The 24,776-nt window shown below is 69.0% G+C and carries 25 protein-coding genes and 1 pseudogene; 13 read left to right on the top strand and 13 right to left on the bottom strand.

Annotated elements, in window-relative coordinates; translation table 11 throughout:
• Positions 1–74: 74 nt before the first annotated feature.
• Positions 75–1,325, bottom strand: a complete 1,251-nt coding sequence (locus ACFQ6X_RS21480; protein ID WP_383183655.1) for a hypothetical protein — start codon at positions 1,323–1,325, stop codon at positions 75–77.
• A gap of 271 nt (positions 1,326–1,596) precedes the next feature.
• Here ACFQ6X_RS21480 and ACFQ6X_RS21475 point away from each other — a divergent pair, with 271 nt between their 5' ends.
• Positions 1,597–1,932 carry a cupin domain-containing protein gene (locus tag ACFQ6X_RS21475; protein ID WP_383183653.1) on the top strand — a complete coding sequence of 112 codons (336 nt, stop codon included), beginning with the start codon at positions 1,597–1,599 and terminating at the stop codon, positions 1,930–1,932.
• Positions 1,933–2,332: 400 nt separating this feature from the next.
• The gene (locus ACFQ6X_RS21470; RefSeq protein WP_383183651.1) at positions 2,333–2,641 is read left to right on the top strand and encodes a hypothetical protein; all 309 of its coding nucleotides are present in this window, start codon (positions 2,333–2,335) and stop codon (positions 2,639–2,641) included.
• Positions 2,642–2,841: 200 nt separating this feature from the next.
• Here the strand turns inward: ACFQ6X_RS21470 and ACFQ6X_RS21465 are convergent, their stop codons facing one another.
• Together ACFQ6X_RS21465 and ACFQ6X_RS21460 are read right to left on the bottom strand one after the other, a co-directional pair.
• Entirely contained in the window at positions 2,842–3,069 is a 228-nt protein-coding gene (locus ACFQ6X_RS21465; protein WP_383183649.1) for a hypothetical protein, read from the bottom strand.
• Positions 3,070–3,153: 84 nt separating this feature from the next.
• Positions 3,154–3,378, bottom strand: coding sequence for a hypothetical protein (locus tag ACFQ6X_RS21460; protein WP_383183647.1), 225 nt, complete (start codon positions 3,376–3,378; stop codon positions 3,154–3,156).
• A gap of 314 nt (positions 3,379–3,692) precedes the next feature.
• Here ACFQ6X_RS21460 and ACFQ6X_RS21455 point away from each other — a divergent pair, with 314 nt between their 5' ends.
• Positions 3,693–3,899, top strand: coding sequence for a hypothetical protein (locus tag ACFQ6X_RS21455; protein WP_383183645.1), 207 nt, complete (start codon positions 3,693–3,695; stop codon positions 3,897–3,899).
• 518 nt (positions 3,900–4,417) lie between these two features.
• Here ACFQ6X_RS21455 and ACFQ6X_RS21450 read toward each other — a convergent pair.
• Positions 4,418–5,074, bottom strand: a complete 657-nt coding sequence (locus tag ACFQ6X_RS21450) for a TetR/AcrR family transcriptional regulator (RefSeq protein ID WP_383183643.1) — start codon at positions 5,072–5,074, stop codon at positions 4,418–4,420.
• A gap of 30 nt (positions 5,075–5,104) precedes the next feature.
• On the opposite strand from ACFQ6X_RS21450, the gene ACFQ6X_RS21445 reads away from it, so the two are divergent.
• From ACFQ6X_RS21445 to ACFQ6X_RS21430, 4 genes are all read left to right on the top strand, one after another.
• A complete protein-coding gene (locus ACFQ6X_RS21445; RefSeq protein ID WP_383183641.1) occupies positions 5,105–5,404 on the top strand; it encodes a hypothetical protein in 300 nt (99 codons plus the stop codon).
• A gap of 403 nt (positions 5,405–5,807) precedes the next feature.
• A complete protein-coding gene (locus ACFQ6X_RS21440; protein WP_383183639.1) occupies positions 5,808–7,427 on the top strand; it encodes a phosphodiester glycosidase family protein in 1,620 nt (539 codons plus the stop codon).
• A 67-nt stretch (positions 7,428–7,494) separates the two neighbouring features.
• On the top strand, positions 7,495–8,511 hold the full coding sequence (locus ACFQ6X_RS21435) for an alpha/beta hydrolase (RefSeq protein ID WP_383183741.1): 1,017 nt from the start codon (positions 7,495–7,497) through the stop codon (positions 8,509–8,511).
• A gap of 346 nt (positions 8,512–8,857) precedes the next feature.
• Positions 8,858–9,340 carry a DedA family protein gene (locus tag ACFQ6X_RS21430; RefSeq protein WP_383183637.1) on the top strand — a complete coding sequence of 161 codons (483 nt, stop codon included), beginning with the start codon at positions 8,858–8,860 and terminating at the stop codon, positions 9,338–9,340.
• A 219-nt stretch (positions 9,341–9,559) separates the two neighbouring features.
• On the opposite strand, the gene ACFQ6X_RS21425 is transcribed toward ACFQ6X_RS21430, so the two are convergent.
• Both ACFQ6X_RS21425 and ACFQ6X_RS21420 read right to left on the bottom strand, forming a co-directional pair.
• Positions 9,560–10,744, bottom strand: coding sequence for an MFS transporter (locus ACFQ6X_RS21425; protein WP_383183635.1), 1,185 nt, complete (start codon positions 10,742–10,744; stop codon positions 9,560–9,562).
• A 16-nt stretch (positions 10,745–10,760) separates the two neighbouring features.
• Entirely contained in the window at positions 10,761–11,441 is a 681-nt protein-coding gene (locus ACFQ6X_RS21420) for an SDR family oxidoreductase (RefSeq protein ID WP_383183633.1), read from the bottom strand.
• Positions 11,442–11,497: 56 nt separating this feature from the next.
• On the opposite strand from ACFQ6X_RS21420, the gene ACFQ6X_RS21415 reads away from it, so the two are divergent.
• Entirely contained in the window at positions 11,498–11,869 is a 372-nt protein-coding gene (locus ACFQ6X_RS21415; protein ID WP_383183631.1) for a winged helix-turn-helix transcriptional regulator, read from the top strand.
• Between the two features lie 441 nt (positions 11,870–12,310).
• Here ACFQ6X_RS21415 and ACFQ6X_RS21410 read toward each other — a convergent pair whose 3' ends face one another.
• Positions 12,311–12,937, bottom strand: coding sequence for a hypothetical protein (locus ACFQ6X_RS21410; protein WP_383183739.1), 627 nt, complete (start codon positions 12,935–12,937; stop codon positions 12,311–12,313).
• A 205-nt stretch (positions 12,938–13,142) separates the two neighbouring features.
• Here ACFQ6X_RS21410 and ACFQ6X_RS21405 point away from each other — a divergent pair, with 205 nt between their 5' ends.
• Together ACFQ6X_RS21405 and ACFQ6X_RS21400 are read left to right on the top strand one after the other, a co-directional pair.
• Positions 13,143–13,682 carry a hypothetical protein gene (locus tag ACFQ6X_RS21405; RefSeq protein ID WP_383183629.1) on the top strand — a complete coding sequence of 180 codons (540 nt, stop codon included), beginning with the start codon at positions 13,143–13,145 and terminating at the stop codon, positions 13,680–13,682.
• Positions 13,683–13,984: 302 nt separating this feature from the next.
• On the top strand, positions 13,985–14,968 hold the full coding sequence (locus ACFQ6X_RS21400; RefSeq protein WP_383183627.1) for a tetratricopeptide repeat protein: 984 nt from the start codon (positions 13,985–13,987) through the stop codon (positions 14,966–14,968).
• Between the two features lie 373 nt (positions 14,969–15,341).
• Here the strand turns inward: ACFQ6X_RS21400 and ACFQ6X_RS21395 are convergent, their stop codons facing one another.
• On the bottom strand, positions 15,342–15,953 hold the full coding sequence (locus tag ACFQ6X_RS21395; RefSeq protein WP_383183625.1) for a TetR/AcrR family transcriptional regulator: 612 nt from the start codon (positions 15,951–15,953) through the stop codon (positions 15,342–15,344).
• A 144-nt stretch (positions 15,954–16,097) separates the two neighbouring features.
• On the opposite strand from ACFQ6X_RS21395, the gene ACFQ6X_RS21390 reads away from it, so the two are divergent.
• The 3 genes and pseudogenes from ACFQ6X_RS21390 to ACFQ6X_RS21380 form a co-directional block, all read left to right on the top strand.
• Complete coding sequence (locus ACFQ6X_RS21390; RefSeq protein WP_383183623.1) at positions 16,098–16,832, top strand: SDR family NAD(P)-dependent oxidoreductase; 735 nt, start codon at positions 16,098–16,100, stop codon at positions 16,830–16,832.
• A gap of 32 nt (positions 16,833–16,864) precedes the next feature.
• Entirely contained in the window at positions 16,865–17,500 is a 636-nt protein-coding gene (locus tag ACFQ6X_RS21385; RefSeq protein ID WP_383183621.1) for an NADPH-dependent F420 reductase, read from the top strand.
• Positions 17,499–17,723 (top strand): annotated as a pseudogene (locus ACFQ6X_RS21380) (IS5/IS1182 family transposase); the annotation flags it as partial. The gene ACFQ6X_RS21385 and the pseudogene ACFQ6X_RS21380, both read left to right, overlap by 2 nt.
• A gap of 6 nt (positions 17,724–17,729) precedes the next feature.
• On the opposite strand, the gene ACFQ6X_RS21375 reads toward ACFQ6X_RS21380, so the two are convergent.
• From ACFQ6X_RS21375 to ACFQ6X_RS21355, 5 genes are all read right to left on the bottom strand, one after another.
• A complete protein-coding gene (locus ACFQ6X_RS21375; protein ID WP_383183619.1) occupies positions 17,730–18,824 on the bottom strand; it encodes an NUDIX domain-containing protein in 1,095 nt (364 codons plus the stop codon).
• A gap of 143 nt (positions 18,825–18,967) precedes the next feature.
• Positions 18,968–19,717, bottom strand: a complete 750-nt coding sequence (locus ACFQ6X_RS21370; RefSeq protein ID WP_383183617.1) for a class I SAM-dependent methyltransferase — start codon at positions 19,715–19,717, stop codon at positions 18,968–18,970.
• Positions 19,718–19,746: 29 nt separating this feature from the next.
• On the bottom strand, positions 19,747–20,325 hold the full coding sequence (locus ACFQ6X_RS21365) for a class I SAM-dependent methyltransferase (protein WP_383183614.1): 579 nt from the start codon (positions 20,323–20,325) through the stop codon (positions 19,747–19,749).
• The gene (locus ACFQ6X_RS21360; RefSeq protein WP_383183612.1) at positions 20,322–20,546 is read right to left on the bottom strand and encodes a hypothetical protein; all 225 of its coding nucleotides are present in this window, start codon (positions 20,544–20,546) and stop codon (positions 20,322–20,324) included. The genes ACFQ6X_RS21365 and ACFQ6X_RS21360 overlap by 4 nt, the downstream gene beginning before the upstream one ends.
• A gap of 600 nt (positions 20,547–21,146) precedes the next feature.
• Positions 21,147–24,653, bottom strand: coding sequence for a M28 family peptidase (locus ACFQ6X_RS21355; protein ID WP_383183610.1), 3,507 nt, complete (start codon positions 24,651–24,653; stop codon positions 21,147–21,149).
• Positions 24,654–24,776 lie beyond the last annotated feature (123 nt).

The raw sequence follows: 24,776 nt of genomic DNA, 5'->3' as shown, positions 1-24,776 counted from the left end.
GCCGTCCCACCGGTTCGCCACCGCCTCGCCGCCGTCCCTGAGCGGCGGAGCGGCAGCGACCGCTCACCTCGGGGTCACCAGTTCTTGTACTGGACGTCGCCGAGGCCGCAGAACGTGCAGGCGGGGTCCAGGAAGTCCTCCGTACGCCGGAAGTCCTCGTCGGCGAGGTGCCAGCGCAGCCAGGCGGTGATGATGTGCTGGCCGTTGCGGGTGGCCTGGATGTGGTCAGTGCCGTCGAGGATGTTGAACCACACCGGTACGCCGGTGCTGGCGTAGTCGCGCTCCACGTTCGCGGTGGCGAAGTCGTCGTCGCCGCCCACGTAGAGAGCCGGGTTCCGTAGAGCGGCGGGGCCGTTGCCGTCGAATGATCCGCCGGCCACATGGATGGTGGTCTCGAGCCGCGGCTCGTCGGCCACGTCGAACGTACCGATCGACCCGCGCGAGTGGCCCCCGAAGGCGACTTCGGAGGTGTCGAGGTCCTGGTACAGCGGGCTGCTCGAGGCGGCGTTCTGGTCCTCCAGCCAGTCGAGGGCATCGACCATGTAGTCGCCGCTGCTGGAGGAGACCTCGCTGTAGACGACGAAGCCGTGCGACGCCCACTGCCGCAGCATGTCCTCGTAGGCTGCCGGGTCCGACCCCGCTCCCGGACCCCAGACGAGAACCGGGTGGTCCACGCCGTTCTGGCCGGCGTTCGTCGGGTAGACGAGCCACCCGTCGTTGCCGGGGCCCGCGGTGCTGTCGATGGTCACTGCGTACGGCCCGGGCGCCGTCACGTCCGTCACCGGAGGCAGAGAACCGGGCGGAGGGTCGGTCGGGCCCCCTCCGCCCTCGGCCTCGACGAGCACGTCGTCGACCGTCAGCGTCTCCAGGGCGCCGTTGGCGTCCAGGGAGAACCGCAGCCGCAGGGTGTGATTCGCGACCGAGGCAGGCAGGGCGAAGGACACGCTGCCCGTGGCGGTGCGCGCCGACTCCAGCGCGGTGTAGGCGCCGCCGTCCACCGAGTAGGCCGCGTTGAAGGACTCACCGAGGTCCAGACCGGACGCGGCGCGGGTGTACGACACCCTCACGTCGCTGTATCCGGCGAGGTCGACGGACGCGGACGTCAGGGTCGGGTCGGAGCGCAGTGACCCGCTCAACCGGGCACCGTACGAGCCGGTGCTGACGGAACCGGAGGCGGCGAAGGTGCCGAGCCCGTTGGCGAAGCCCTCGCTGTACACGGAGGTGGCTGCTGAAGCCGGGGTCGTGGAGGCGGCGGTGGCGACCACGGCCATCGTGCTGGCGGCCGCTGCGCTGACTAATCGCAGGCGCCGGTTGAGGCGAGACATGTCGGATGTCCTTTCCAGGCTGCGCCGGTCGTCTGTTTCGGCGTTTCGGCGCTTGGTCTGGCACGTGCGCGCGTGCTCGTTCCGGATGGCCGGACGGCGTCCCGAACCGGCCATGGCGATTAGAGCGGGAACCGTGCGAGAGGGCATCACGTAAATCACCGGTCTCCGGAGGCACGGGCTGGTGCACTCCTGGGCTCGCCGGGCGTCCGGTCCTTGGAGCTCGTAACAGGATCACGGGTGTTGTGCTCAGGCCTGGCGTCAGGGTCCCGTCATGGAGATCATCAAGCGCGCAGGCGTGTGGACGCACCCCGGCGAGGCGGGTAATGACTGGATCGAGCAGCTACGGACGCCGGATCTGTCGGTGGGGACGTACTGCATCCCGGTCGGCGGGCGTGATGCCCAGAGCCCGCACACCGAGGACGAGATCTATGTCGTCATGGCCGGACGGGCCAAGATCGAAACACCAGGCCGAACGGACGAGGTGAGTCCCGGGACGGTGATCTTCGTGCCGGCCGGTGAAGAACATCGATTCACGGAAGTGGCCGAAGACCTGGTGGTTCTCGTGGTGTTCGGGCCTGCGTACGGCTCGCGCTCGACCAAGTCTTAGCGATCAGGAGGTGGCCCTCCTCGGACGCCGCCGGCAGTTCGGACTGCAGGTCAACGGCAGCAAGGCATCGTGGAGTTCGGGGCGTCGTTCCCAACGCACGGCGAGCAGCGAAAGCTGCGAGGGCGCCGACCCCGGAGCGGCGTGTCGGCTCCCTCGCGGTGCAGTGCGGTCACCGATTGGCGGATGCGCGTGGCGTCAGCCCGGTGGATGGAACTGTCCAGGACCGCTGCGACGACGTGATCACACCAACCATGCGGTAGATCATTTCGGTTGCCGACACACTGCCGACGACCGATCCTGAGCACCGGACAAACAAGGAGGACAGGATGGGGCTCGTACTCTTCCCCGGAGACGGCGATGTGACCAGCCCGGACATCTCCTGGTCCTACACCGCTTCAACATGTTCAGGGAGTGGCTGGCCCAGGCCGAGGGGTTCATCCTTTCCGAGATGCACGGCTTCGACGGAGACCGCTCGTGGAGCAGCGTCTCCACAACGCTGGCACCACTACTCGACCATCCAGATGACGATGGCCCGGACCTCACGCCCGCTCAATGCGCGGCCATGCTGCCCCGGCTGGAAGCCATCGTCGATGAGCGGCAACACGATGGCACCGACCCCGTTCTCGAACGACGCATCGATGACACCCGCCAACTGGTCACCGTCATGCGGTTCCGCTTGGACAAGGACGTTGAGATCGTCTTCGGCTGACCACCCGGCTGTAGGCGCCCGCAACTCACCGGACAACCTCTTTGGGTGAGGGAGCCACGCGGTGAACTGGAGCTCATCCGGGTCCCGTAGGGCCGGCCCATCAGAAACGACACCGGGACGGTCGCCAGGCATCGCATCGCCGTGACCTCAGCGCCGACGCCTCGTGATGAACGATTGCGAGGGTGTGCCGACGTGGGTGCTCACCCCAGCAGGACGTCATCGTCGCCGAGTCGTTTGAGCTCGCGATACAGGACCGCGAGACCGGTGACGATCTTGGCGGTCGAGACCACGGCGTCGACCAGGCGGAGGGTGTCGCTCTCCTTCCGAGCGAGTTTGGCCTGCTTGACGACGCTCAGCGCGCCGAAGGCTGTGCTGCCGAGCGACAGGTACACGCTGGACCTGGACTTCTTCTTGGCTGCTGCGCTCATGGGTGAGGAACCTTCCTGGGCTGCGGATGTCCCGATGCGTTCGAGGACTGGCTCATTGCTCGCTCCGGGCGGAAGCTACGCGCTTCAGGCGGCAGCGATGTAGGCCGTATCGATCGCGACATCAATTCGAGGATGGACAACGAGCCTCGGCCCACCTGAGCCGGCATCGTCTTCCAAAAGGCGCCGAGTGGGGGCGTCGTGAGTGGCGACCGACAGCAGCCTTTTCAGATTGCCGCACTGGCGGTGGGCACGCAGGACGGCGCTGGCAGTGGCAGGGGTGGCTGCGGCGTCGTCGATCACGACAAGCACGGGTGAAGGATGGTGAGCTTGGACGAGGTCCGTGATCTGTGTGGCGAGCCCAGCCCGCCCGCTCACGCCCGGGTCCTCCTGAACGGTGATGAGTAGGACATCGTGTTCAAGTCTGTGGGACAGCATCGTGGTCTCCGTTCCAGGCTTCGACGGGTTCGTGTGACTGCGTCTGCCCTGCGCGCTTGCTCCCATGCAAGAGCTCGTACACGCGGAGGAGCCCCCCTCGGACGGCAGGAGACGAATCGTCAGGGCCGCGGGGTCTTGGGTGAGCGGTGGTTGGGGCGGGTGGTGAGGGCCCGCTGTAGCGTGACCGCATGGATGAACCCAGGATCAGGGTGTACGGCTCGGCGACCGAAATCACCGTTGCGGCCAATGCCGCAGGGTTGCGCGACTTGGCTGAGCGACTCAATGGGCTCGCAGATCCCGATCTCCGGGACGGATATCACGAGCATCTTGAGGGCGGCATCAATCTCGAAGACGGCTCTGTCAGCCTGATCCTCGCCCGGGACGAAGCGCTGTAGGCCCCCACGCACGCGCCCCACCAGTACCAGTACTCGATGGACGCATCTTTGCGTGGTGCGATTGCACGTCTTTTTGCTGCGTTGATGTCGGTGGTGGGGGAGAGGGAAGACCAGCAGCGGACGTCGACCGTCATTTGCGTGAACGCCTCGCTGAGCAAGATCTGGGGCGCGTGGAGCACAAGCGGAAAGCCAGCGGGACCAAGGCCAAGTGTGTGCTGGCCCTGCTGGCTGACTGCTATGCCTGCCTCGCCAGCTCCCGCCACCACAGTGGATGTTCGGCGACGGTGCAACGCATCGTCGGACTGTGCACGCACAGCTCCCGTCACCTCAGCGATCCAGGCGATGGCCGAGGTCCCGGCCGCTCGCCCCGCCGCTGGTCCCGTCGTCACCGCTCCCCGTCGGGGTGACCGTGACCAGCAGGTACAGCGTGAAGCCGGCACCGTGGCATCCCGTAAGGCGCAACAGGCCGTGCTGCGTTGTCGCCGGGGTAGATCCCGAGGTGGACCCGGCGGTCGGGATCAGGTGAGCAGCAGTCGGCACCAGCCGTCAGCGAGCCACCGTTCGAACCGCTCGGGCGGCCAGCCGCGGTCCTCGACCAGCAGGCAGTAGAACTCGGGTGAGTTGGTGGCCCAGATGACGTCGGCCACTTCCTCCAGGTCCAGCCCCTGGCGTAGCTGTCCCGTCGCGGCCAGGTCCTTGGCCAGCAGCCGCATGTTGTCCGCACGGCGCCGGGCGATGCCGCGCCAGACCTCCGCGGCCTCTGGCGGTCCCGCTCGGGCGACGCGCAGCAGTGGTGCCAGCCGGGCGTGCATCTCCCTGATGGCCCGTGCGTAACGGCGCAGCTTGAGCGCCGCGTCCGGCTCGGCGCGCATCTCGCGTACGTAGGCCCGCTCGGTCGCCGGAACGGCGTCGCCGGTGCCCGAGATGGCGGACTCCACGAGTTGGAGGAACAGCGCCGGTTTGCGGCCCGCCACCGTGTAGACGGTGTCGACCGCGACGCCCGCGCACTCGGCGACCTGCGCCATCGTGGTTGCTGCGTAACCGCGTTCGGCGAACAGCTGTGTCGCCGCGTCCAGGATCGCCTGCCGGGTCGCCTGCGCCGCTGCCCGGCGGCGGCTCGTGTCGTACTGCCTCTTGACCTGTCCGTCCACGAGGTCGATGCTAGTCGTATTCATCCGAAATGGCTTCGGTTGAATATGAGGGATGTGGTCCCTGTGACGTACGCGTTCACCTTTGAGGTGCCGATCGACTCGGCCGTCTACGCACGCATCAAGGAAGGGCTGGGGCCGGAGAAGCCGCCCGGGTTGGTGGCTCACCTCGTCCAGCGCACAGCCAATGGGCTGCGGTACACCGACGTCTGGGAGTCGGAGGCCGACTGGAAGCGGTTCGCCGAGGAGCGCCTGCACCCGGTCGTGGACCGAGTGGTCACCGCGGCGCTGGGCTTTCGTCCGCCCGAGCCGACGGTCCAGCGCCTGGAGATGGTCGACGCCTGGATCGGCGCCTGACACGGATGTCCGGAGGGCGTGCCCGGCTGTCAGGCACCCAAGGCCCCAGCGCGTGTCGGCAGGTGAACTTACCCGCCCGGGGTGGCCGTCCTGTCATCACCACGATCCTCCCCGCTGCAACGGGCGGGGGCGTATTCGCGTCTGACGACTCCCCGGCCGGGCGGCTGGAAGCTCAGCCGGTGCGGGTGGGCCGGCGGGGGAGGGAGGGCTGCCGCGGATCGGCCTTGACGTTCATCGGATGCGCGGGATCCTGGAGGATCGCTCTGTCGAGGTTCCCGCGAGGCGGCGTGTGGGGGTGCCGCGATTCCTATTCGGGTGGGCAAGGAGATTGACGTGCACACGTCTTGACGGTTGGCCGTCGCCGCACGCACCGTTGCTGGGCCGATCTTTCCAAGGGGGGTACGTGAACCGAAGGTTGCTCGGCGCGTCCACGGTCCTTGTCCTTCTGGCTGTGGCCGGAGTCCTGCCGGCGCCTGCCTTCTCCTCGGAGCCGCCTCCTGGGGCGACTCATGCCCTGCCGCTGGGCGCCGTCGACTTGACCGAGACCCGTAGCACGCGGACGCTGCAGCCCGGTGTCACTCTCACGCGGATCGTGCGTGGTGCCGGCACCACGGCGCTTTCGTGGACGGTCGAGGTTTCCATACCCGGCGGCGCCAACTCGCCGGACCCCGACGCACCGCCGACGGCGCTGAAGGACCGGTTGAGCGCCGACGAGCTCGCTGCCGACGTGCAGGCGGACGGCTTCGACGCCCGGGTGGAGGAAGTCACGACTCCGGCCGTCGCCGACTACGCCGGTGGAACGCTTGGGTGGCGGGTCCGGGTCGGGCAGTTCGACTCGCAGTCCGCCGCGACGGCCGAGCTCACCCGGCTGAGAGGGGACGGGTACGCCGGGTCTGCGGTGTACACCGGCTGGGACGGCAACCCCGCGGACCGTGGACCGTGGCGGATCGACGTGCTCACCATCGACCCGGGCCGGTTCCGTGGTGGGCTCAAGGCGTCGTACGGTCCCGATCTGGAGATGCGGGAGAAGACCAGTGAGCTGGCGGTCGCGGCCGGGGCGACCGCAGCGGTCAACGCCGGCTTCTTCGTCCTCGACCCGCGAGCCGGAGCACCGGGCGATCCGGCCGGTGTCGGTGTCTACGAGGGCCGACTGCTGAGTGAGCCGGTGAACGGGCGCCCCGGACTGGTGATGCGCGACTCCGGTCGGCACAGCAGGATCGCCCGGCTCACCTGGAAGGGGCGGGTCGTCGGCCGGGGCGCGTCGCAACCCCTGGACGGCATCGACCGGGTGCCGGGCCTGATCAGGAACTGCGGTGGCACCGCCGACGACACTCCGACCTCGCTGCCCCTGCACGACGCGACCTGCACCGACCGCGACGAGCTCGTCGCCTTCACGCCCCACTACGGCCGCCAGACGCCGGCGGGCGACGGCATGGAGGCCGTACTGGACACCCGCGGGCGGGTCCTGGAGCTGCGCCAACCACGCGGCGGACCCTTGCCGACCGGTGGCAGTTCCGTGCAGGCGACGGGCGACCGTGTCGCAGAGCTGGCCACCCTGGCGCAGGTCGGCCGGCCCCTGCGCGTCGAGGGGACGTTGAGGGACAGCAGCGGCTGCGAGGTCTCCCCGTCACCGGCGACCACCATCCTCAACGGCGGTCCCGAACTGGTCCGCGACGGACGGCTGCACGTCACGCCCGCCGCGGACGGGATGGTGCAGCCCGGCAACGAGAGCTTCTATTACGGCTGGGTGCACAAGCGCAATCCGCGCACGCTGGCCGGGGTGGACGCCGACGGCAGGACCGTGCTCGTCACCGCCGACGGACGCAGCACCGACGCACTCGGGCTGAGCATCCCCGAGAGCGCCGCCGTCGCCCGGGCGCTCGGCCTGCGCGCCGCCGTCAATCTGGATGGCGGCGGATCGACGACCATGGTGGTCGACGGAGAAGTGATCAACGACCCGTCCGACGCGACCGGTGAACGCCCCGTCGGGGACGCACTGCTGATCCTGCCCGACCGGCGCTGACCAAGCCCGGTACGCGAACGCCCGAGCCAGCGACCACCGACCTCCAGGAGCAGCTATCAACGCCATCCTGATCCGCCGAGTCCGCCTCCTGCTCGTCCTTCCCGCGCTGCTGCTCACCCTGGCGGCGACCCCGCCGGCGCCGGCCACCGCGTCGGCAGTGCCGCCCGCCCGGGAAGCGAGCGGACGCGACTCCTCGTCCCGGGGCGCCGAGGTGGTCGCGGTCACCCAGGTCGCCGACCGGCAGGTCGATCTGTCCGTCCGTTCACCCGCCCTCGGCGGCCGGACAGCGAACGTGCGTCTGCTCACGCCCGATGGCTGGGACCCGGGCGACCGGAGCCGCCACTGGCCGACCCTCTGGCTGCTGCACGGCTGCTGCGGGGACTACACGTCCTGGACCGGTCGGACCGATGTCGCGCAGACCGACAGCCTGCGCGACGTCCTCGTGGTCATGCCGGAGGCCGGCTGGAACGGCTGGTACAGCAACTGGTGGAACTACGGTCAGGGCGGTGATCCGGCGTGGGAGACCTTCCACACCAAGGAGCTGAGCCAGCTCCTTGAGCACGGCTGGGGGGCGAGCAGGAACCGCGTCGTCGCGGGACTTTCGATGGGTGGCCAGGGCGCCCTTATGTATGCCGCCCGGCATCCCGGCATGTTCAAGGCGGTCGCGGCGTACTCCGGCTCCGTGCACCCGCTGCTCAACGACGAGTCGGTGAACCGAATCATGGGGTTCTTCGCCGGCGAGGGCAACGACCCCTTGAGGGTCTGGGGCGACCCGGTTGCGCAACGTGACATCTGGGCGGCCCACGACCCGTTCCACCTGGCCAAGCGCCTCAAGTCGATCCCCGTCTACCTGTCGTGCGGTGACGGCACCGCCGGCCCCTTTGACCCACCGGGCAGCACGAGCGCGCTCGAGGCGGACTTCAACAGGCAGAACCAGGCCCTTGCCGACGAGCTCGAACGCAAGGGCGCCAAGCACGTGACCACCAACTTCTACGGACCGGGAACCCACGGCTGGGCCTACTGGCAGCGCGAGTTGCACTCATCGCTGCCGATGCTGCTCCATGCGCTCAAGACGGACCGCTGAACGCCGTATGCCGGGATCATGCGAGGCCCCTGCCGCGCAGGCAGGGGCCTGTGCTTTGGTGAGCTGACCAGTTTCGATGACCGCGCCTGCCGTTCGTCGAGAAGTCCGGTGCCCTGTCTCCGCCGTATGCACGTTCGGTTAGGCTGACCTTGCCTGGCATGCGGACCCTGGCGTGCGGTTCGGGTTGCGGTGCGGCAGGAGACACTGGTGGACGGAACGGGCAGAGGCAGGGCGCAGGTGAGAGACGGTGAACGGGCTCGCGCGCGTCGTGCGCCCAGAGGGGCGGGAACGTCCGTGCGCGTGACGGGGGACGCGGGTTTCGGCCCGGCGCTCTGGACGAGGCGTCGTGGATAAGATCGCGCTCACAGCCGGAACCCTGTACGTCATCGTCCTGCTTCGCGCCGGAGGGACGTTCGCCGTCGGGTGGCTCGCCGGTGCCGGTGCCAGGCGCAGCAGGTTCGCCGGGCGGATCTCTTCAGGGAAGTTCCGGCGCGCCGAGAGGGCGATCCAGCGATGGGGTGCGCCGGTGGTGGCCGCCTCATTCCTGACCGTCGGTTTCCAGACCGCTGCCAACTTCCTGGCGGGCAGCATGCGCATGCCGTTGCTGCGCTACCTCCCCGCCTTGTTCGTGGGCGGAGCGGCCTGGGCGCTGATCTATGCGACCGCGGGGCTCGGCGTGCTCGAAGTGCTGGGAAGGCTCTTCGCCGAGCGGACGGCCCTCGGGGTTTCCGCAGTGGCCGTCCTCTTTCTGGCCGTGTGCGGGGTGGTGGTGTACCGCAGCAGGCGGGCGGTCCCGGCCTCTGGTGGGACCGTGGCCGACGAATCGTGAACCGGCCCGACCGGGTCATGTTCATGTGAAGGTGAACCCGGCACTTCGGCCTCACGCAGTTCGGAGAGGCCTGGGCCGGCCTGCCGATGCTCCTGGAGACTTCGCGGCACAGGAAGCCGGAGGACCCTCGGCTTGCTTGCCCCCGGCAGCACCAGCCGCTGAGTCGTCTTCCTTGCTTCTCCTCGGCGGCCGTTCCGTAGTGCCCCTGATCGGGCATGCTCAGTTGGCGACGGCGGAGGCGGCGAGGAGCGTCGCGGCGGCGAGGCTGCCCCAGAGGGCAGCCGGGCCGTGGGATGCGAGTGTGGTGATGACCGCTGGGGAGGCTGCCAGGCCGAAGCCCGTGGAGAGCTGGAAGCGGGCGAGAGCGCGTCCCAGGACATGTGCCGGGGCGAGGGCGGTGACGAGCGCGGTGGCGCTGCCTGCGTAGATGATCTCGCCGAGGGTGCAGACCACGGAGACCGCGGCGACGGCCGGGGCACCCCAGCCGCGTCCCAGAGAGGTGGCCGCGAGGAAGCCGAGGTAGGACATCGCGAGTACGACGCCGGCGATTGCCAGCACGGACCGGCGGGGGAAGCGGGACATCAGGACGGTGACCGGGACCTGCAGGGTGACCACCAGCACGGTGTTGGCCACAAAGATTGCCGCCGACCAGACCGGGGAGGCGTGCATCTGTGTCACCAGGACCAGCGGGAGCGCGATTTCGGGGATGTTGAGGCAGAAGACGTAGATCACGTTGGCGCCCAGCAGCGCGCGCATCCGGGGTGCGGGCTCCTCGTCCCTGTCCTTGGCCGGGGGAGCGGCCGGTTGCGCGTGGAGGTGAACCGACCACGCCAGGGCCGCCGCCGCGAGGTAGGCGAGCCCGGTGACGGCTGCCAGCACCTGTAATGCTGCGGCGCCGCCCGCCAGGCATGCGGTGGCGAGGAGTGCACCGGCGCCCAGGCCGGCGTTGCGCAAGGCGCGGCCCCCCGCGAGGGCGGCGTCACGTTCCCGGCCGTGGGAGATCGTGGCCACGAGGGCGGCGTGGGCGGCCGGCCACGCCTGGTTGCCGATGCCGAGGAAGAGCGCCGCTGTCGCGAACAGCCAGACGTTTCCCGTCGGGGTGGCCAGCAGAAGTGCCACGCCCAGCACCCGTACCAGCATCGACGCCGCCACGACCGTGCTGCGTGCGCCGCGGTCCAGCCATCGGCCCACAGAGGGCATGCACACCAGACCCACGACGACGCCGGCCGTCATGGCGATGCCGGTGGCCGATGCGGACAGCCTGAGCACCGTGACGCCGTAGAGCAGCAGAAAGGGCCGCAACAAGCCGGTGCCGAGAGCGTCCACGCCCAGAGCGACGGCATAGCGGGGGCCTCCGGAGGCGCGGACGAGGGCGCGCGGCTGGATTCTGGTGGTGGTTGCCATGGCGGTGGCGCCGCGATCAGCGATGCCGGGCTCCGCCGTCGACATGGACCGTCTCGCCCGTCACCCATCCCGCACCCAGGAGCCACAGGGCGGTATCGGTGACGTCCTCGAGCGTCCCGATCCTGCCTGTGAGAGAGGCCGCGGCGGCACTGTCGTACAAGGCACGGCGACGCTCGTCCGGAAGGCGGTCCCAGGTGCCGGAGTCGGTGATACCGGGCGCGATGGCGTTGACACGCAGCGGCGCGAGCTCGACGGCCAGGTGGGTGACCAGCGCGGCCAGGGCCGCATTCGCAGTCCCTTTGACGACGGTGCCGGGCTTGGGCTGCCAGCCCACAATGCCGGAGAAGAACAGGAACGATCCGGCGGCAGGCATCCGCGGGGCGAAGTGTTTGGCCAGCAGAAGTGGGCCGACGACCTTGGTGGAGAACGCGGTCTGGATCTTGTCGTGTTCCAGCTCGGGCACCGGCACATCATGGTGAGCCGACGCGGTGGAGATCACGTGGTCGAAGGAGCCGAGTGATTCCGCGGCCCGCGCGATGGTCGTCTCGTCGGTGACGTCTATCCGGACCTCGGGGCCAGACCGTGTGGCGACGACTACGTCGGCGCCGGCCTGCCCGGTGCGCCGGACGATCTCAGCGCCGATACCGCGGGCGCCGCCGACGACCAGGATCCGCTTGCCTGTCAGATTCTCGCTCATGAACGCGACGGTATAGATTTGCTACCGGTATCTTCAACGCTACCGGGAGGACCCCCATGGGCAAGGCGTACAACGTCATGGCGGCGACGTGCCCGAGTCGCACCGTGCTGCACCGCATCGGGGCGCGGTGGACGGTGTTCGTCGTCAACGCGCTGGAGGACGGACCGATGCGGTTCACCGAACTCAAAGCGCACATCCGCGGGATCACCCCCAAGGCCCTCACCGAGACGCTGCGCGCCATGGAGGCTGACGGCCTGCTCGCCCGCACCGACCTGGGCGGCCACCCGCCGCACGTCGAGTACGCCCTGACCGAGCTCGGCCGTTCCCTGCTGATTCCGCTGCGCGCCGTACGACAGTGGGCCGAGATGCACGTCCCGGAGATCCTCGCCGCACGCGAACGAGTCGGCATCGAGGACGCTTCAGGCTGACATTGCCTCCTCGAACGTCGGCAGCAGCGCAAGGTTCCGACGACGCTGTCATGCCGATCCTCTCAAGGGGCCACGGCGCTCTCTCCCGGTCGGAGTCGGTGGGCCTGGCCGCGCATCCTGGCCGCCCGCAGTGCAGCCTGCCTGGCCCTGCCGGCTTCGGCCGAGCACTCGCGCATCGACTCCTCCATGCCCCGCCCATCGGTGCGACAGTCCCGGCAGTATGCGCTCAGCAGTCGGTCGGGCGGAGCGACCATCCGGTGCCGGGCTGACAGACGCTTTGAACATGTTCCGACGTTGGTCGGCGGATATGGTCAGGCGGGCCGCCGAAGCCGCCGCAGGCGGATGATGCTGCAAGCACGTTCGAGCAGCCCCTGATCGAGGTCGGCTCGGTGCGTGTAGCGGATCAGGGGCCGTTTGAACCGGTGGGGCCAGCCGGGCTCTCTACGCCACCGGCGGCGGCGTGGGAAGGCCGACAACGCGGGCGAGGGCGGCTGTGACGGGAGCACAGTGGCGGGGCAGGTGCCTGGAGCCCCAATCGGCTGCCAGTGCTAGGAAGTCGGCCAGGTCGCACTCGGCACCGGCGAGCAGGTTGCGGAGCTCGGTGACGGACAGCTCGATCACCGGACTGTCGCTCTGCTCGGCGTTGACAGTGAGCCGGACGGTGTCGCCGAAGCGCTCCGCAACCGGTGACACGGGGTGGTGGCCGAAACTGAGCATGCTGCCATCGTCGATGAACCGGTGCCAGTCGCGCCATTCCTCCAGGCCATCACAGCAGCCAGGCAGGAAGGTGATGCCTGTGGAGTTGTCGGTGACCCGCAAGCCGCCGGCGGCGAAGAGCTTGTCGAACGTCAGCAGCCCGTGTAGGAACGAGGCAAGTGCGCCGGCCGGACGAGGCGGGCGATCGTCGTCGGGGTCGATGTCGTTGCAGCTGGCGATACGCATCACCGCCGCCCCGACCTCAGCGGGTGAGAGCTCGCCGCTGAGCGGCAGAAAGCCAAAGGACTCGACCTCGGCGACAGGCCAGAGGTCGAAGCCGTCAGGTGCGTATATCTCCAGAACGGGCTGCATGACGATCACCCGGCGAAGTGTTCCGCAGCCCCCGCCCATACGCCTCCCGATTTCGCCGAGCGCCCTCATCTCGGTCAAGGGCTCGGGGAGGTCGCAGGGCTGAAGGTCAGCATTGCCGACGCCGAAGCTAGGCTCGCCCAGGCCGACAGGAGGTCCCAGAAGGCCGCCATCGGCTTCGACTTGCCTACGGAAAGGAGGGGGGACCTTGAGTAGCGATACATATCGAGAAGAACCAGGCCGCGATCTGAGCACCTGGACTTACGACCAGCTGAAGACGTTCATCCATGACGCCCAGGGTCAGCGACTTGAGGCAGTGCGCGTGGCCGCGCAAGTACAGGCTTACAACTCCAGCAACTCCCAGGAAGTCCGTCGCCAATGGGCGAAGCTGTCGCTGCTCGCGAACCGGCGCATGTTCGACAACGCTGAGGGACTCTTTGCGCGGTTGGCTCAGCAGAACTTCATGCTCCGGATGTGGGTGATCGACCGGCTGGGCCCTGACGACACCGACCCCGACTGGAGTCCAAAGGCGCTGGCGTTCGACACGCTCGACGCGCTGACCTTCACGCCCACACAGGCCGCTGATCTCGCCGAGGGCTGGCGTGACATTCCCGTCGAGCAGATCCGCGAGCTGCGGTGGCACAAGAACCTGACGGCCCATCTGGACAACCTGGTCGGTTACCTGAAACCTGGCCCGGTCCGTGAGCAAATCGTCGCCTGCATCGCGGTCCGTCAGCACCTGCCTTGACTTCGACTGGCCTGCTTCAGAGCGCAGTGCAGAGAAGCCGCGTTCAACCCGTCCACAGGAACGGTCGAATGACGACGACGGCATCGTGATGGAAGTCAAACTCGGCCGGAGATTAAAGGGAACCGACAGGCCAGCGTCGCGCAGCCGGGCCGGAGCGACCGACACGCGCCGCTGGAATGCCCTCCCGTCAGCTCGCGTCCCGTCCGCCAACGGTCCGCCCCCGACGGTCGGATCATCGACAGCGGTTTCGCCGTCCGATCCGACGTGCTCGCAGAACCTTTGGCCATGGATACTCTCTGGAGATGTCGAATCAGTCAGTGGCGGCGGGTGTCAGACTCGCTGGTGTCATGGCGCACTGCGGCGGAAGCCCGGTCGGCGCAGTGAAGTTTCTGGTGGGGGCGATAGCCGCAGCACCGACTGCCCCGGAGCCCTATGCGGCCCTTGCCGAGTTGTGGCAGGACCGGCGCTCGGAACTGGAGGAGAGCCTCGAAGGGGACGGCTCCTTGAGCGCCGTGCTCGCACAGGCATACTTCCTGTTCCTCGAAGGGAACATGAACGACGCGGTGATGGCCCTTGGTTCGGTCACGGGCGCACGGCCCGAGGTGGCATGGGGCGCGGCACCCTGGTTCAGCGATGCGCGCTTTCTCGGAGCAGTGAGTGCCGAGGCGCTGGCCGAGGCGTGTCTGCGGACGTTGGACTACGGCCACGACCTGGACAGCGACGAGATGCGTCAGCGGTTCACGCCCTGGTTCGATGCCATCGAGGCGGTGTCCGAACGCACTCCCGTTCCGGAGGCCCTGGCCTCCATGGCCAGGCTGCCCCGGGCCTGCGGCCGCTACGAGCTGTGCTTTGCCCTGTGCGATCGCGCCGATGCCGTCGATCAGGTCATGTGGACCGCAGTCGCGCGAGCGGCCACCTGGCGCGTGATGGGCGAACTGGACCAGGCTGCACAGGCCTTCGCCTGCGCCCTGACCCGGGACCCCGCCAACTGGTCCCTCTACCTCGACCTGGCGGACGTGCGTGCCGAGCAGGGCGACTTCGCCGCAGCCGCGAGCCTTGTTGAACAGGGCTTGGAATACGAACCTCACGAAGTCTCCCTGCGCGCGGCGGGCGCCGCCTACCGCACACGCGTTTCCGGTTCGTCCGAGGACCTGATGGCCCTGATCGCTCTGGCGCCGGAGCTCGCGAACACCACCTATCGAAACCTGCTCATCGACTACGCGTGTTCAGGGCCGAAGCTGCCTCAGAGCATGGTGGCCAAGGCCCAACGCCTGCGAAAGATCTGAGCGAGCTGTTGTGTCAACCGGCATCAGCCAGGAGGACCTTCCGGTTCCTGGGCACATGATCCGGCGGACAGCACCAGCCGGATTGTCCTGGGACGCCGGTTACGGGGCTCCCGTGCCGTTGAGCTGTCCGGCACGGCCCTGAGGCTGTCCGCACTACGGCAGCAGGGGCCAGCACCTGCCAGGCCGACCACGTCTGCGGTGCCTCGAGGGTCGCCGGTCTCCCCGGAGGCTTCTGTTGCGGCCGTCAGCAGGCGGGCGGGCACGTTCCGCAAGAGCCGACGGGTCCGGGCCAGGCGCCGGGCGGCTGGTGACGCGTACCAGCGGGTGCAGCCACCCGACCGGCAGCCCCTCCAGCCCGGCTGCGGAGTGCCAGCTAACTCGACACTTCCTCCCGTCGCCCGTCATTGCCGGCTGTGGCGGGGATGGCGTTGTCGATGAGGACGGCGGCGATGGCGGCGGCGGTGGGGAAGGCGTCGGTGTTGAGGACCCGGGTGCGGGCCGCGGCGCCGTCGATGAGCAGCGCGAGCTGCTCGCCGAGCTGTTCGGGGTCGGCGGCGCCGGCTTCGCGGGCGGTATCGGCGAGCCGCGCGGCGACGGCCTTCTTGTAGTCGCGCGCGTACTGGGATGCGGGGTGCTCGGGGTCGTGGAGTTCGACTGCGGCGGCGATGTAGGGGCACAGCGGGGTGGTGGGAGGGACGTCGAAGGCGGCGAGGAGCCGTTCGCGGGGCGTGAGGTCGGTGCGGTCGAACACGCCGGACAGAACGGAGGGGTCGAACCGGCGCAGGTACTCGGCGACGAGTTCGTCCTTGCCGGTGAAGTGCTGGTAGGCCGTGCGCTTGGACACCTGGGCTGCCGCGCAGAGCTGGTCCATGCCGGTGCCGTTGATGCCCTGCTCGCGGAACAGTTGCTGGGACGCGCTGAGGATGCGCTCGCGAGCGCCCCGGCCGCGGCGGCGGCCCGTGGGGCCCTTCTCCAACTCCGTCATGGGTCCACTGTACCGCAGCTAGGTAACGACCGGTGTACATAGTTGCGTCCCGGTCACCCGCCCCGTACCGTAAGCACACAGGGCGGTGTACTTAACGTCGTCGCCCCAGGTACACACGGCACCACCGACCCCAGGGGAATGACTATGGGAAAGCTCGATGGCAAGGTCGCGGTCATCACCGGCGGCACCACCGGCATGGCGCTGGCAGGCGCGAAACTCTTCGTCGACGAGGGAGCGCACGTCTTCATCACCGGCCGTCGCCAGGACGCCCTGGACGAGGCCGTGAAGCAGATCGGCCGCAACGTCACCGGCGTCCAGGGCGACGCCGCCGACCTCGACGATCTGGACCGCCTGTACGACACCGTCAAGCGGGAGAAGGGAAGCCTCGACGTCCTGTGGGCCAGCGCAGGCGGGGGCGAGCCCGCCCCGCTCGGCGAGATCACCGAGGCCCAGTTCGACACCTGGTTCGGGCTCAACGCCCGCGGCACCCTGTTCACCGTCCAGAAGGCCCTCCCGCTCTTCAACGACGGCGGCTCCATCCTCATGACCGGCTCCAACGCCTCCCTCGGCGCCTTTCCCGGCTGGAGCGTCTACGCCGGCAGCAAGGCCGTCCAGCAGGCATGGGCCCGCGTCTGGCTCAACGAGCTCAAGGACCGCCGCATCCGCGTCAACGTCCTGACCCCCGGCCAGGTCGCCACCGCCAAGCAGGAAGAACTCTTCGACGAAGCCACCAAGCGCCAGTTCGAGTCCCTCATCCCCCGAGGCCGGATGGGCAGCCCCGACGAAATCGCCACCGCCGCCCTCTTCCTCGCCTCCGACGACTCCAGCTACGTCAACGGCATGGAACTCGTCGCCGACGGCGGCACCACCGCCCTCTGAACCGAACAACCACAACCAGAGAAGGGCATCTCATGAGCAACATCAGCATCATCGGCACCGGCAACATGGCCCGCACCATCGGAGCGCGAGCGATAGCGGGCGGCAACACGGTGGAAGTCATGGGCCGCGATCAGTCCAAGGCCGCTGACCTGGCCAAGGCTCTCGGCGGCGGCGCCACGACGGGAGAATGGGGCACCGCCCCGGCCGGGGACATCGTCATCGTGGCCCTGTTGTACGACGGCGTCGTGCCGGTTGTCACCCAGTACGGGAACGCTCTCGCGGGCAAGGTCATCGTCGACATCAGCAACCCCTTCAACTCCACGTTCGACGGACTGGCCCACCGCGAGGAGACCTCGATCGCGCAGGAGGTCGCCAAGGCGGCCCCGGCCGGCGCCAGCGTGGTGAAGGCGTTCAACACCGTCTTCCGCCATGTCCTGGAGCAGGGCCGGCCCGACGTCTTCCTCGCCGGCGACGATGCGCAGGCCAAGGCAAGTGTGATGGCGTTCATCGGGAGCCTCGGGCTGCGCCCACTGGACGTCGGCGGCCTGAAAATGGCGCACTGGCTGGAAGGAGCGGGCGTGGTGACGGTGGGCCTCGCCAACCACGGGGTGGGGGACTTGGACTTCGCCCTCAGCATCACCGAACTACCCGTCCGAGCAGACGCTTGATGGCGCCTGCACCGGGGCCGGGCTGCACGTCACCACTGGCCTGAGACGTCCGCCCGGCGGGGAACTCACCCCCACCCAGCGCACCGTGAACCGCGTCCTCGCCCAGGCCGCCGTCGAACGCGGCTTGGTGCGACTGACGTTCTGGCAGATTTTCCGCAGATCCCGCATCTGCCCCGACCGCATGACCGGCATTGCCATTCTCACCCTGGAGAGGCAACGCTGAAAACGCTCAGTGACGATCAACGCTGGTGAGTTCGGTGATGGGTTGAAGTGCGGCCCGGGGGAGACCGAGTTCCCGGCGGGCCTGGTGGACGGCGGCGAGCTGTTCGGCAGACGACGGTCCCCAGTCGAAGAGTTCGGCTGCCTGTTCGGGGGACGCCAGGATGCGGGTGTAGGTATGGCCTGTCGCCGGATCGGGCGCTGCGGGGCCGGCGCCGGTGAGCGCTGCTGCGTAGCGCAGGTATGCGCGCCGCACCGGGGGATCGGTGACGTGCCCGAGGAGCAGGGGGCACTCGAGCTGGACGGCTGCCTCCTCGTTGGCTTCGCGGCGCAGGGTGGATACGGGGTCGCCCTGGTCCTGCTTCGTGGGCGTGCCGCCGGGCAGGAAGGCGGTTCCGGTGCCGGGTTCGAGGAGGACGAGGACGCGCCCGTCCGGGGCGAACAGCCATGCCCACACCTGGGCCAGGGCGAGCTCGCGTGGGGCCGGTCCCTGGTGCCAGGGGTATCGGTACGCGGGGCGGGCGGTCTGCAGGACTGCGAGGCGGTCGAGGACGCTGGGGGCGATCGGATGGCCGTTCTCCAGAAGGACCGTGCCGGCAGCGTTGATCCGGGCTCGCAGCGCGGACAGGGCGCGGCGGGCGTCGGCCGGGGAAAGCAAGTCGGGTAGCCGGGCCGGCTCGACGAACTCGATGCCGGTGATTTCGCTCGGGGGCAGGCGGATCTCGGCGATCCGCTCGTCGTCCCAGGTGCCACCGTCGAAGACGTGCAGGAGCTCGCCGGGGAAACGCATGGCCGCAGGCGCGTCCACGGTCTCGGTGGAGACCCAGTCGACGGCCAGGCCCCGGTCGATCCGGGCGACGATTCCGAGTTCCTCCATGAGCTCGCGAGCCGCGGCGTGCGCGGGAGACTCGCCCTTGTCGACGGCGCCGCCGGGCAGGAGGCAGGTGTCGCGGTAGTCGACGTGCTGGATCAGTACCTTCCCGAGCACGTTCGTGATGAGTACGGAGGTGCCGGCCCACAGAGCGGCCGACGCGCGCAGGTTGCCGTACTCCTCGTCGGTCATCGCGGTTCCTGGCAGCTCGTCGGGGGCAGAGGTCGTCGTCATGGTTCTCCTACAAGGGAAGGGGGCTGGTGCTGCGGCGGAGTGTCAGGCGGTGAGCCGATGGCGGACGCCAGGGGCAGCCCCGGCATGAGCCCAGGTACCGAGCCTTTGTCTGCCGAGGAGGACGCTGTCCGGGCCGTGCACGATCACACCGATCCCGAGGACGGTGTCCGGCGGGGCTGGAGCGCTGGTGCGGGGGCGGCCGGAACACCCGGGGTGCGGCAGGCCGCGTACAGCCGGTAGGAGACTGCGTTGTCCGTTGCGGGTGAGTCGATCGCCGTGACCGACTCCACGGTGAGGCCGTGCTGGACCAAGAGGTCTTCCCACAGCTGCGGAGTGAGGACCCACATGTTCACAGAATGATCGTCAGTGGTGCCGGGCAGCCGCAGGATCTCGGGGCGCGGTGTCGCCTCGGTCGAGGGTCCGGAGCCGTGGGAATTGGTGTGCAACGCGGAGAAGACCAGGCGCCCGCCAGGTTTGAGGCCGGTAGCCAGGGCAGGCAGTAGCCGGGCGGGGTCCAGGTACGGCACTGAACCGACGGAGTAGATCAGGTCGTACGGGTCGGCAGCGTGCAGGTGGGCCACGGCGTCTGCGCACACAAGGTGCAGGCCGGAGGTGTCCGGGTAGCGGATGAGGGCGCGTTGGTGCTGAGTGGGTGAGGCATCCACGGCGGTGACCTCGGCGCCCAGGGCGGCCAGCTTCGCGGCGTGCCGGCCCAGGCCGCTGCCGAGGTCGAGGACACGCAGTCCCGCCACCTCGCCGAGGACGGTGCGGCCAGGGCCGGCCTCCTGGATTCCCCAGTCCCACCGGTCCAGCTCGGGCAGCTCAAGTCCCCTGGTCAATTGGTGTGTGCCGTAGGTGGTCCAGATCTCGACGGTGTCCTTCTCGGTAGTCACTGAAGCCTCCATCAGAAAGCGGGGTGAGGTCAGGGGCGCAGGGCGTAGCAGCGGAGCACGTCGAGGTCGGCGGTCCGGACGACGGACCAGCCCGAGGTGAGGGTCTCGACCTCGGCGGGGCTGATCCCGAGGCCGTGCAGGGGGTCGGTGTCCTCACGGCGGCCCGCGATCTCGGTGACCACCCAGAACGTCCCCCCGGGCGCGAGGAGCCGGCGAGCGCGGTTGAGGAAAGCAGCCTTGTCGTCCACCCACCGGAAGACCAGACGGCAGGTGATGACCGCGTACGCCGGCTCCGGCAGTGCCGTGAGGTCGCCGGTGGTGAAATCGGCGCACCGCCACGCCGGTCCGGAGCCCGGCTCCGCGTCTCGGGCGGCGGCGAGTGCGACGGCGCTGGGGGAGAAGTCGATTCCGGTGGTGCGGTAGCCGAGCTCGTGGTGCAGGTGGCGGGCCAAGGCACCGTCGCCGCAGCCGATGTCGAGGGCCGGGCGCCCGCAGCCGGGGCCGAGGTGTTCGTCCATCAGTCGCCTCTCGGGACCGTCGAGTTGCCGGTACCGGTGGCCGTCGGCCCACAGCGGTTCCCAGTAGGCGGCGGTCGCGGTCGTCGTCATGAGTTTCCTTCACAGGCAGGCGGCACGGCGGTGCGCGCGGGAATGGCAGGCATGTCTCGCGAAGCACGGACAGGGGAGGCGAGCAGGAGGACCACGGGCGCGACCTGGAGGACCGCACCGATGACGAGGGTGCGGCGCACCCCGAGGAGGACCAGGGCACCGGCGACCGCGGCACCGAGGGGGCGGTCGCCGGCCGTCACCATGGTGCTGGCGGCCTGCACACGGCCGTAAAACGGGCCGGCGGAGAGGTCGGCCACCGCAGCGCGAGCCGCTCGGCATCGGACAGTTCTCCGTGCGCATCTTCCGAGGCCGTCATGGGTCCCCCTTGATGGTCGTCCAGCGTCTTCTAGGGCTCAACGACTGAGTCGGGATTTCGAACACATGTGTTTCGGTCGGTCCTGAAATCCCGAGATTGAGCGGGTGACGGCACGTGGAGGATGCATGGACCCGGCCCTGGCAACAGGTGTGCGGACCAGAGTGGTTGGCCGAATCGCCGACGGTGAAGCATGAAGTTCCGCACCGGTCGAAACCGTTGCGCGAGCTGACGGGGCAACCGGCGTCAACCCGAGCCGGGTCATGCGGTTCTTCTCCCTGACCGGGGTCTCCAGCTTCTCCGCCCCCCACCAGCCGGAGGCGAACGACCCACCGCGAACCGGAGTGTTGAGGGCGGCGGACGCATGCCGTGTCCCGTCCCACCGCCCGCAGACCTGGCACCACCTCGTCCCAGGCCCACGAGCCGAGCCACGCGGACCGGCGCCCGCCCGGGCCACGAGGCCCCGGACGGACGCCGGCCATCGGTCATCCGGTCGTGCCGCGGAGGGTCAGCTCACCTGGAGGGTGACGTCGTCCACGACGTACGAGGTCTGGAGGGACTGGTCCTCCACGCCGTTGAACTTCAGAGTGACCGTCTGTCCCGCGAACTCGCTTACGTCGTAGGACTTCAGCGCGTATCCGGTGTTCGCGTCCAGGTTCGACAGCGTCGCCAGGGTCCGGCCGCCGACCGACACGGTGAAGGTGTCGTAGACGACGCTCTCGGTCTCGTCGGTGTCGATGTGCAGATAGAACGACAACCGGTGAGTGGCGCAGCCCGACGGGATCGTCAGCGACTGCGCGGCGCTGTCCGTACGGGCGGTGCCCCACCCGTTCAGCCACGCCTTGTAGGAACCGCCGTGCGATGGCTGGCCCGCCTGGTTGGTGATGACGCCCGAGGTGGCGGTCCACGGGCTGGTGCCGCTCTCGAAGCCACCGTTGACGACGAGCTGACGTGCGGTGCAGGTGCCGCCGCCCCCGCCGACGGTGAGCGTGTAGGTGGTGCTGTGGCTCACCGTTCCGGAACCGGTGACCGTGAGGGTGTAGGTGCCCTGCTGGGCGGCGGCTCCTATCTGTACGGAGAGGGTCGAGGAGTTGCCCGACTGTACGGAGGAGGGGCTCAGCGTCGCGGTCACGCCGCTCGGCGCGCCGGAGACCGAGAGCGCGACGGTCTGCGCGCTGCCGCTCAGGGTGGTGGTGTTCACCGTCGACGTGACGCTGCCACCCGGTGCGGCGCTTCCGGAGGACGGGCTGGTGGAGAGGGAGAAGTCCTGCGCCGGTACGTCGCTGCCGACCGCCTGCTTCCAGACGGCGTACGCGACACCGTCCGCACTGCGGTCCAGGACGGTCGCGTTGATGTTGTTCGTCGTGTCGCAGGAGCTGTGGTAGCAGGGATCGTAGGCGGCATTGGCCGTGCCGCCCCACTTGGCCGCCTGCGCCGAGGTCTTGCGGGCGCTGGCACCGGCCGCGTATCCGGAGGTGGGGATACCCGCTGCCTGGAAGGACGCGTCGTCACTGCGTCCCTGGCCCTCGACGTTCTCCTCGGGTGCGAGGTTCAGCGAGGTCCAGTACGCCTTGAGCGGGGCGGATGTCGTGGAGTTGACGTTGTTGATGAAGTAGCCGGCGTTGGTGGAGCCGACCATGTCGAAGTTGTAGTAGCCCTTGATCGCTGTGCGCTGGGCGCTGCTGAGCTGGTTGACGTAGAACTCCGAGCCGTTGAGGCCCTGTTCCTCGTCCGTCCACCAGGCGAAGCGCACGTGCTTCGTCATGGTCGGGTTCTTCTGCGCGAGGACGAGCGCGTTCTCCAGCAGGGCTGCGGAGCCCGAGGCGTTGTCGTTGATCCCGGGGCCCGCCGCGACGCCGTCGAGGTGCGCGCCGAACATGACGGTCTGGTCGGCGGGGCCTCCCGGCCAGTCGGCGATGAGGTTATTGGACGGGTAGGTGCAGGTGGAGCAGTTCTGCTCGGTGACGGTGTACCCGGCCGCCTGCAGCTTGCCCTTCACATAGGCGAGCGACTGGGTGTAGCCCGCGCTGCCCGCCCGTCGGTGGCCGCCGTTCTGCGTGGCGATCGTGCCGAACTGCGCGAGGTGCGCCTGGACGTTGGCGACGGCGATGTTCGGCGGGTCGGTGCCGGGCTGTGTTCCGCCGACGTTGAGCGTGTAGTCGACGGTGTGCGCGAGCGAAGCGCCCTGCCCCTTGATGACGACGGTGGATGCGCCGGGCGCGGCGGTGGTGGCCGCGGACAGGGTCAGGACCGAGGACTGGCCGGACTGGACCGTGGCCGGGTTGAAGGAGGCGGTCACTCCGGAGGGCAGGCCGGTTGCGGTGAGGGTCACCGACTGGGCCGTACCTGTGGTGGTGTTGGTGACTACGGACGTGGTGACCGAGCCGCCCTGCTGGACCGTGCCGGCCGAGGGGTTCAGAGCCAGGGAGAAGTCGCTGTTCTGCCCGGTCGGTGTGCAGGTCGGGTCACCGGCCTGGGCCGGCACGCTGATCGCGTCCCACGCGGCCTTGGTCTTCTGGAAGAGCCCGCAGGTGGCGAGGTCGAGCGACTTTGCCGAACTCAGCGTCGCCGTGCGGTACTTCTTGTAGGACATGCTGCTGGTCTTGAGCAGCATCCCGCCGTAGAAGATCTTTCCGGCGTTCTGGATGCCCACGCCGGTGAGGGTGGTCTGGTTGCAGGTGGCGCTGTTCGGCTTCCCGCCGCCCGGGTTCGTGCCCTCGGCCAGCAGATAGAACCAGTGGTTCAGCGGTCCGGCCGCCGCGTGGACCTCGGTGCCGGGTATCGCGGAGCTGTAGCAGGCCGGGTCGTTGTTGACGGCCGGCGGGTTGTACATGTTCCGGATCGGTCCCCGGCCCTGGAGGTTGATCATTTCGCCGACGGTGTAGTCGGGGACGTCGTACGGCGAGGGCTGGTTCATGTACGCCTCGGTGAGCGCGCCGAAGATGTCTCCGGTGCCCTCGCCGAGTCCGGACTCCTGACCGCTGGTGCCGCCCGGGGTGGTGGTGTCGATGGCGTGCCCGTACTCGTGGGCCACCACGTCCGCTCCGGCGATCCACTCGCCGGCGCTGTTGCGGCCGATGGTGACCTGGTTGCCGTCCCAGTAGGCGTTCATCTCGGGCAGGCCGACCTTGGCGGGGAAGGTGCGGCCACTGCCGTTGACCCCGTTGCGGCCGAGCCACTGGCCGAGCATGTCCCACTGCTTCTGCGCGGCGAACATGAGGTCCACGCAGCCGGTCTCCTTGGACGTGGGGTTCCCCGTGCCCCAGGAGTCCGACGACTTCGAGAAGACGGTGCCCGTGCTGTAGTCCGCACAGCTGAGCCCGGCACGGTTCGGGTCGCGGAGGCTGTAACTCCCGCCGGAGTTGGTGGTGTCGATGGCAATGGGGCCGGGGCCGTTCCACTTGCTGGTGCCACTGCCGGCGGCGACCTCGTCGTGTGTTCCTACGACCTTGCCGGTGCGGGCGTCCACGTAGACGTGAAGTCTGCTGGGCGCCTCCTTCGTACGGCCGGAGAGGACCGTTTCCCAGGCGAGGGTCTGCCTGCCCTCGTCCAGTCTGACGACCAGTCGGCTGCCGCGGACCTTGTCGACCTTCGCCAGTTTCGCCCGCGAGACGGTTTCGGCCTTCTTCGCGGTGACGACCGGATCGGTGGCCACGTCGATGCGGGTGGAGGACGCCGACTGCAGGGCGCGTACGTCGCCGTCGCCGTCGGCCAGCACGACCGCGTCGCCGCCGACGACCGGCAGACCGCGATAGCTGCGCTCGTAGGCGACGGAGTAGAGGCCCTTCACCCAGGGGGTGACGAGGCGCCGTTCGTACTGTTCCTGCGAGGAGTTCACCAGGGAGTCGAGACCGCTGTCGACAGCCCGGTCGGCTGCGGCAACCGCCCGCGAGAGCGGGGTCGTGCGTGCGTCGGCGGTGCTCGCGGGGACTTCTGCCTGTTGGGCGACCGAGGTGCCTGTCAGCCCGGCGAGCATGGCCAGGGTCAGGCCGGCCGTCACCGTTCTTCGTTTCATCGGGGCTCCAAAGCGTGGGGGAGACTGGTTCATCGCCGCCGAGTATGGGCGTGAGCATGACCAGTGAGGGACATCCCGCCGGGCATAAGACGCGAGTTATGGTGCGACGGCGGCACGCTGCGT

Source organism: Streptomyces sp. NPDC056452 (assembly GCF_042796085.1).
In the GTDB taxonomy this organism is placed as follows: domain Bacteria; phylum Actinomycetota; class Actinomycetes; order Streptomycetales; family Streptomycetaceae; genus Streptomyces.
This window is presented reverse-complemented; position numbering and strand designations above follow the sequence as displayed.

Coding starts and splice junctions, on each gene's coding strand:
- ACFQ6X_RS21400 (WP_383183627.1), top strand. CDS start 13,985: ATGTCGAATCAGTCAGTGGCGGCGGGTGTCAGACTCGCTGGTGTCATG.
- ACFQ6X_RS21450 (WP_383183643.1), bottom strand. CDS start 5,074: ATGAATACGACTAGCATCGACCTCGTGGACGGACAGGTCAAGAGGCAG.
- ACFQ6X_RS21410 (WP_383183739.1), bottom strand. CDS start 12,937: ATGCAGCCCGTTCTGGAGATATACGCACCTGACGGCTTCGACCTCTGG.
- ACFQ6X_RS21375 (WP_383183619.1), bottom strand. CDS start 18,824: ATGACGACGACCTCTGCCCCCGACGAGCTGCCAGGAACCGCGATGACC.
- ACFQ6X_RS21385 (WP_383183621.1), top strand. CDS start 16,865: ATGAGCAACATCAGCATCATCGGCACCGGCAACATGGCCCGCACCATC.
- ACFQ6X_RS21470 (WP_383183651.1), top strand. CDS start 2,333: ATGTTCAGGGAGTGGCTGGCCCAGGCCGAGGGGTTCATCCTTTCCGAG.
- ACFQ6X_RS21390 (WP_383183623.1), top strand. CDS start 16,098: ATGGGAAAGCTCGATGGCAAGGTCGCGGTCATCACCGGCGGCACCACC.
- ACFQ6X_RS21365 (WP_383183614.1), bottom strand. CDS start 20,325: ATGACGACGACCGCGACCGCCGCCTACTGGGAACCGCTGTGGGCCGAC.
- ACFQ6X_RS21415 (WP_383183631.1), top strand. CDS start 11,498: ATGGGCAAGGCGTACAACGTCATGGCGGCGACGTGCCCGAGTCGCACC.
- ACFQ6X_RS21420 (WP_383183633.1), bottom strand. CDS start 11,441: ATGAGCGAGAATCTGACAGGCAAGCGGATCCTGGTCGTCGGCGGCGCC.
- ACFQ6X_RS21465 (WP_383183649.1), bottom strand. CDS start 3,069: ATGAGCGCAGCAGCCAAGAAGAAGTCCAGGTCCAGCGTGTACCTGTCG.
- ACFQ6X_RS21475 (WP_383183653.1), top strand. CDS start 1,597: ATGGAGATCATCAAGCGCGCAGGCGTGTGGACGCACCCCGGCGAGGCG.
- ACFQ6X_RS21355 (WP_383183610.1), bottom strand. CDS start 24,653: ATGAAACGAAGAACGGTGACGGCCGGCCTGACCCTGGCCATGCTCGCC.
- ACFQ6X_RS21425 (WP_383183635.1), bottom strand. CDS start 10,744: ATGGCAACCACCACCAGAATCCAGCCGCGCGCCCTCGTCCGCGCCTCC.
- ACFQ6X_RS21395 (WP_383183625.1), bottom strand. CDS start 15,953: ATGACGGAGTTGGAGAAGGGCCCCACGGGCCGCCGCCGCGGCCGGGGC.
- ACFQ6X_RS21455 (WP_383183645.1), top strand. CDS start 3,693: ATGGATGAACCCAGGATCAGGGTGTACGGCTCGGCGACCGAAATCACC.
- ACFQ6X_RS21480 (WP_383183655.1), bottom strand. CDS start 1,325: ATGTCTCGCCTCAACCGGCGCCTGCGATTAGTCAGCGCAGCGGCCGCC.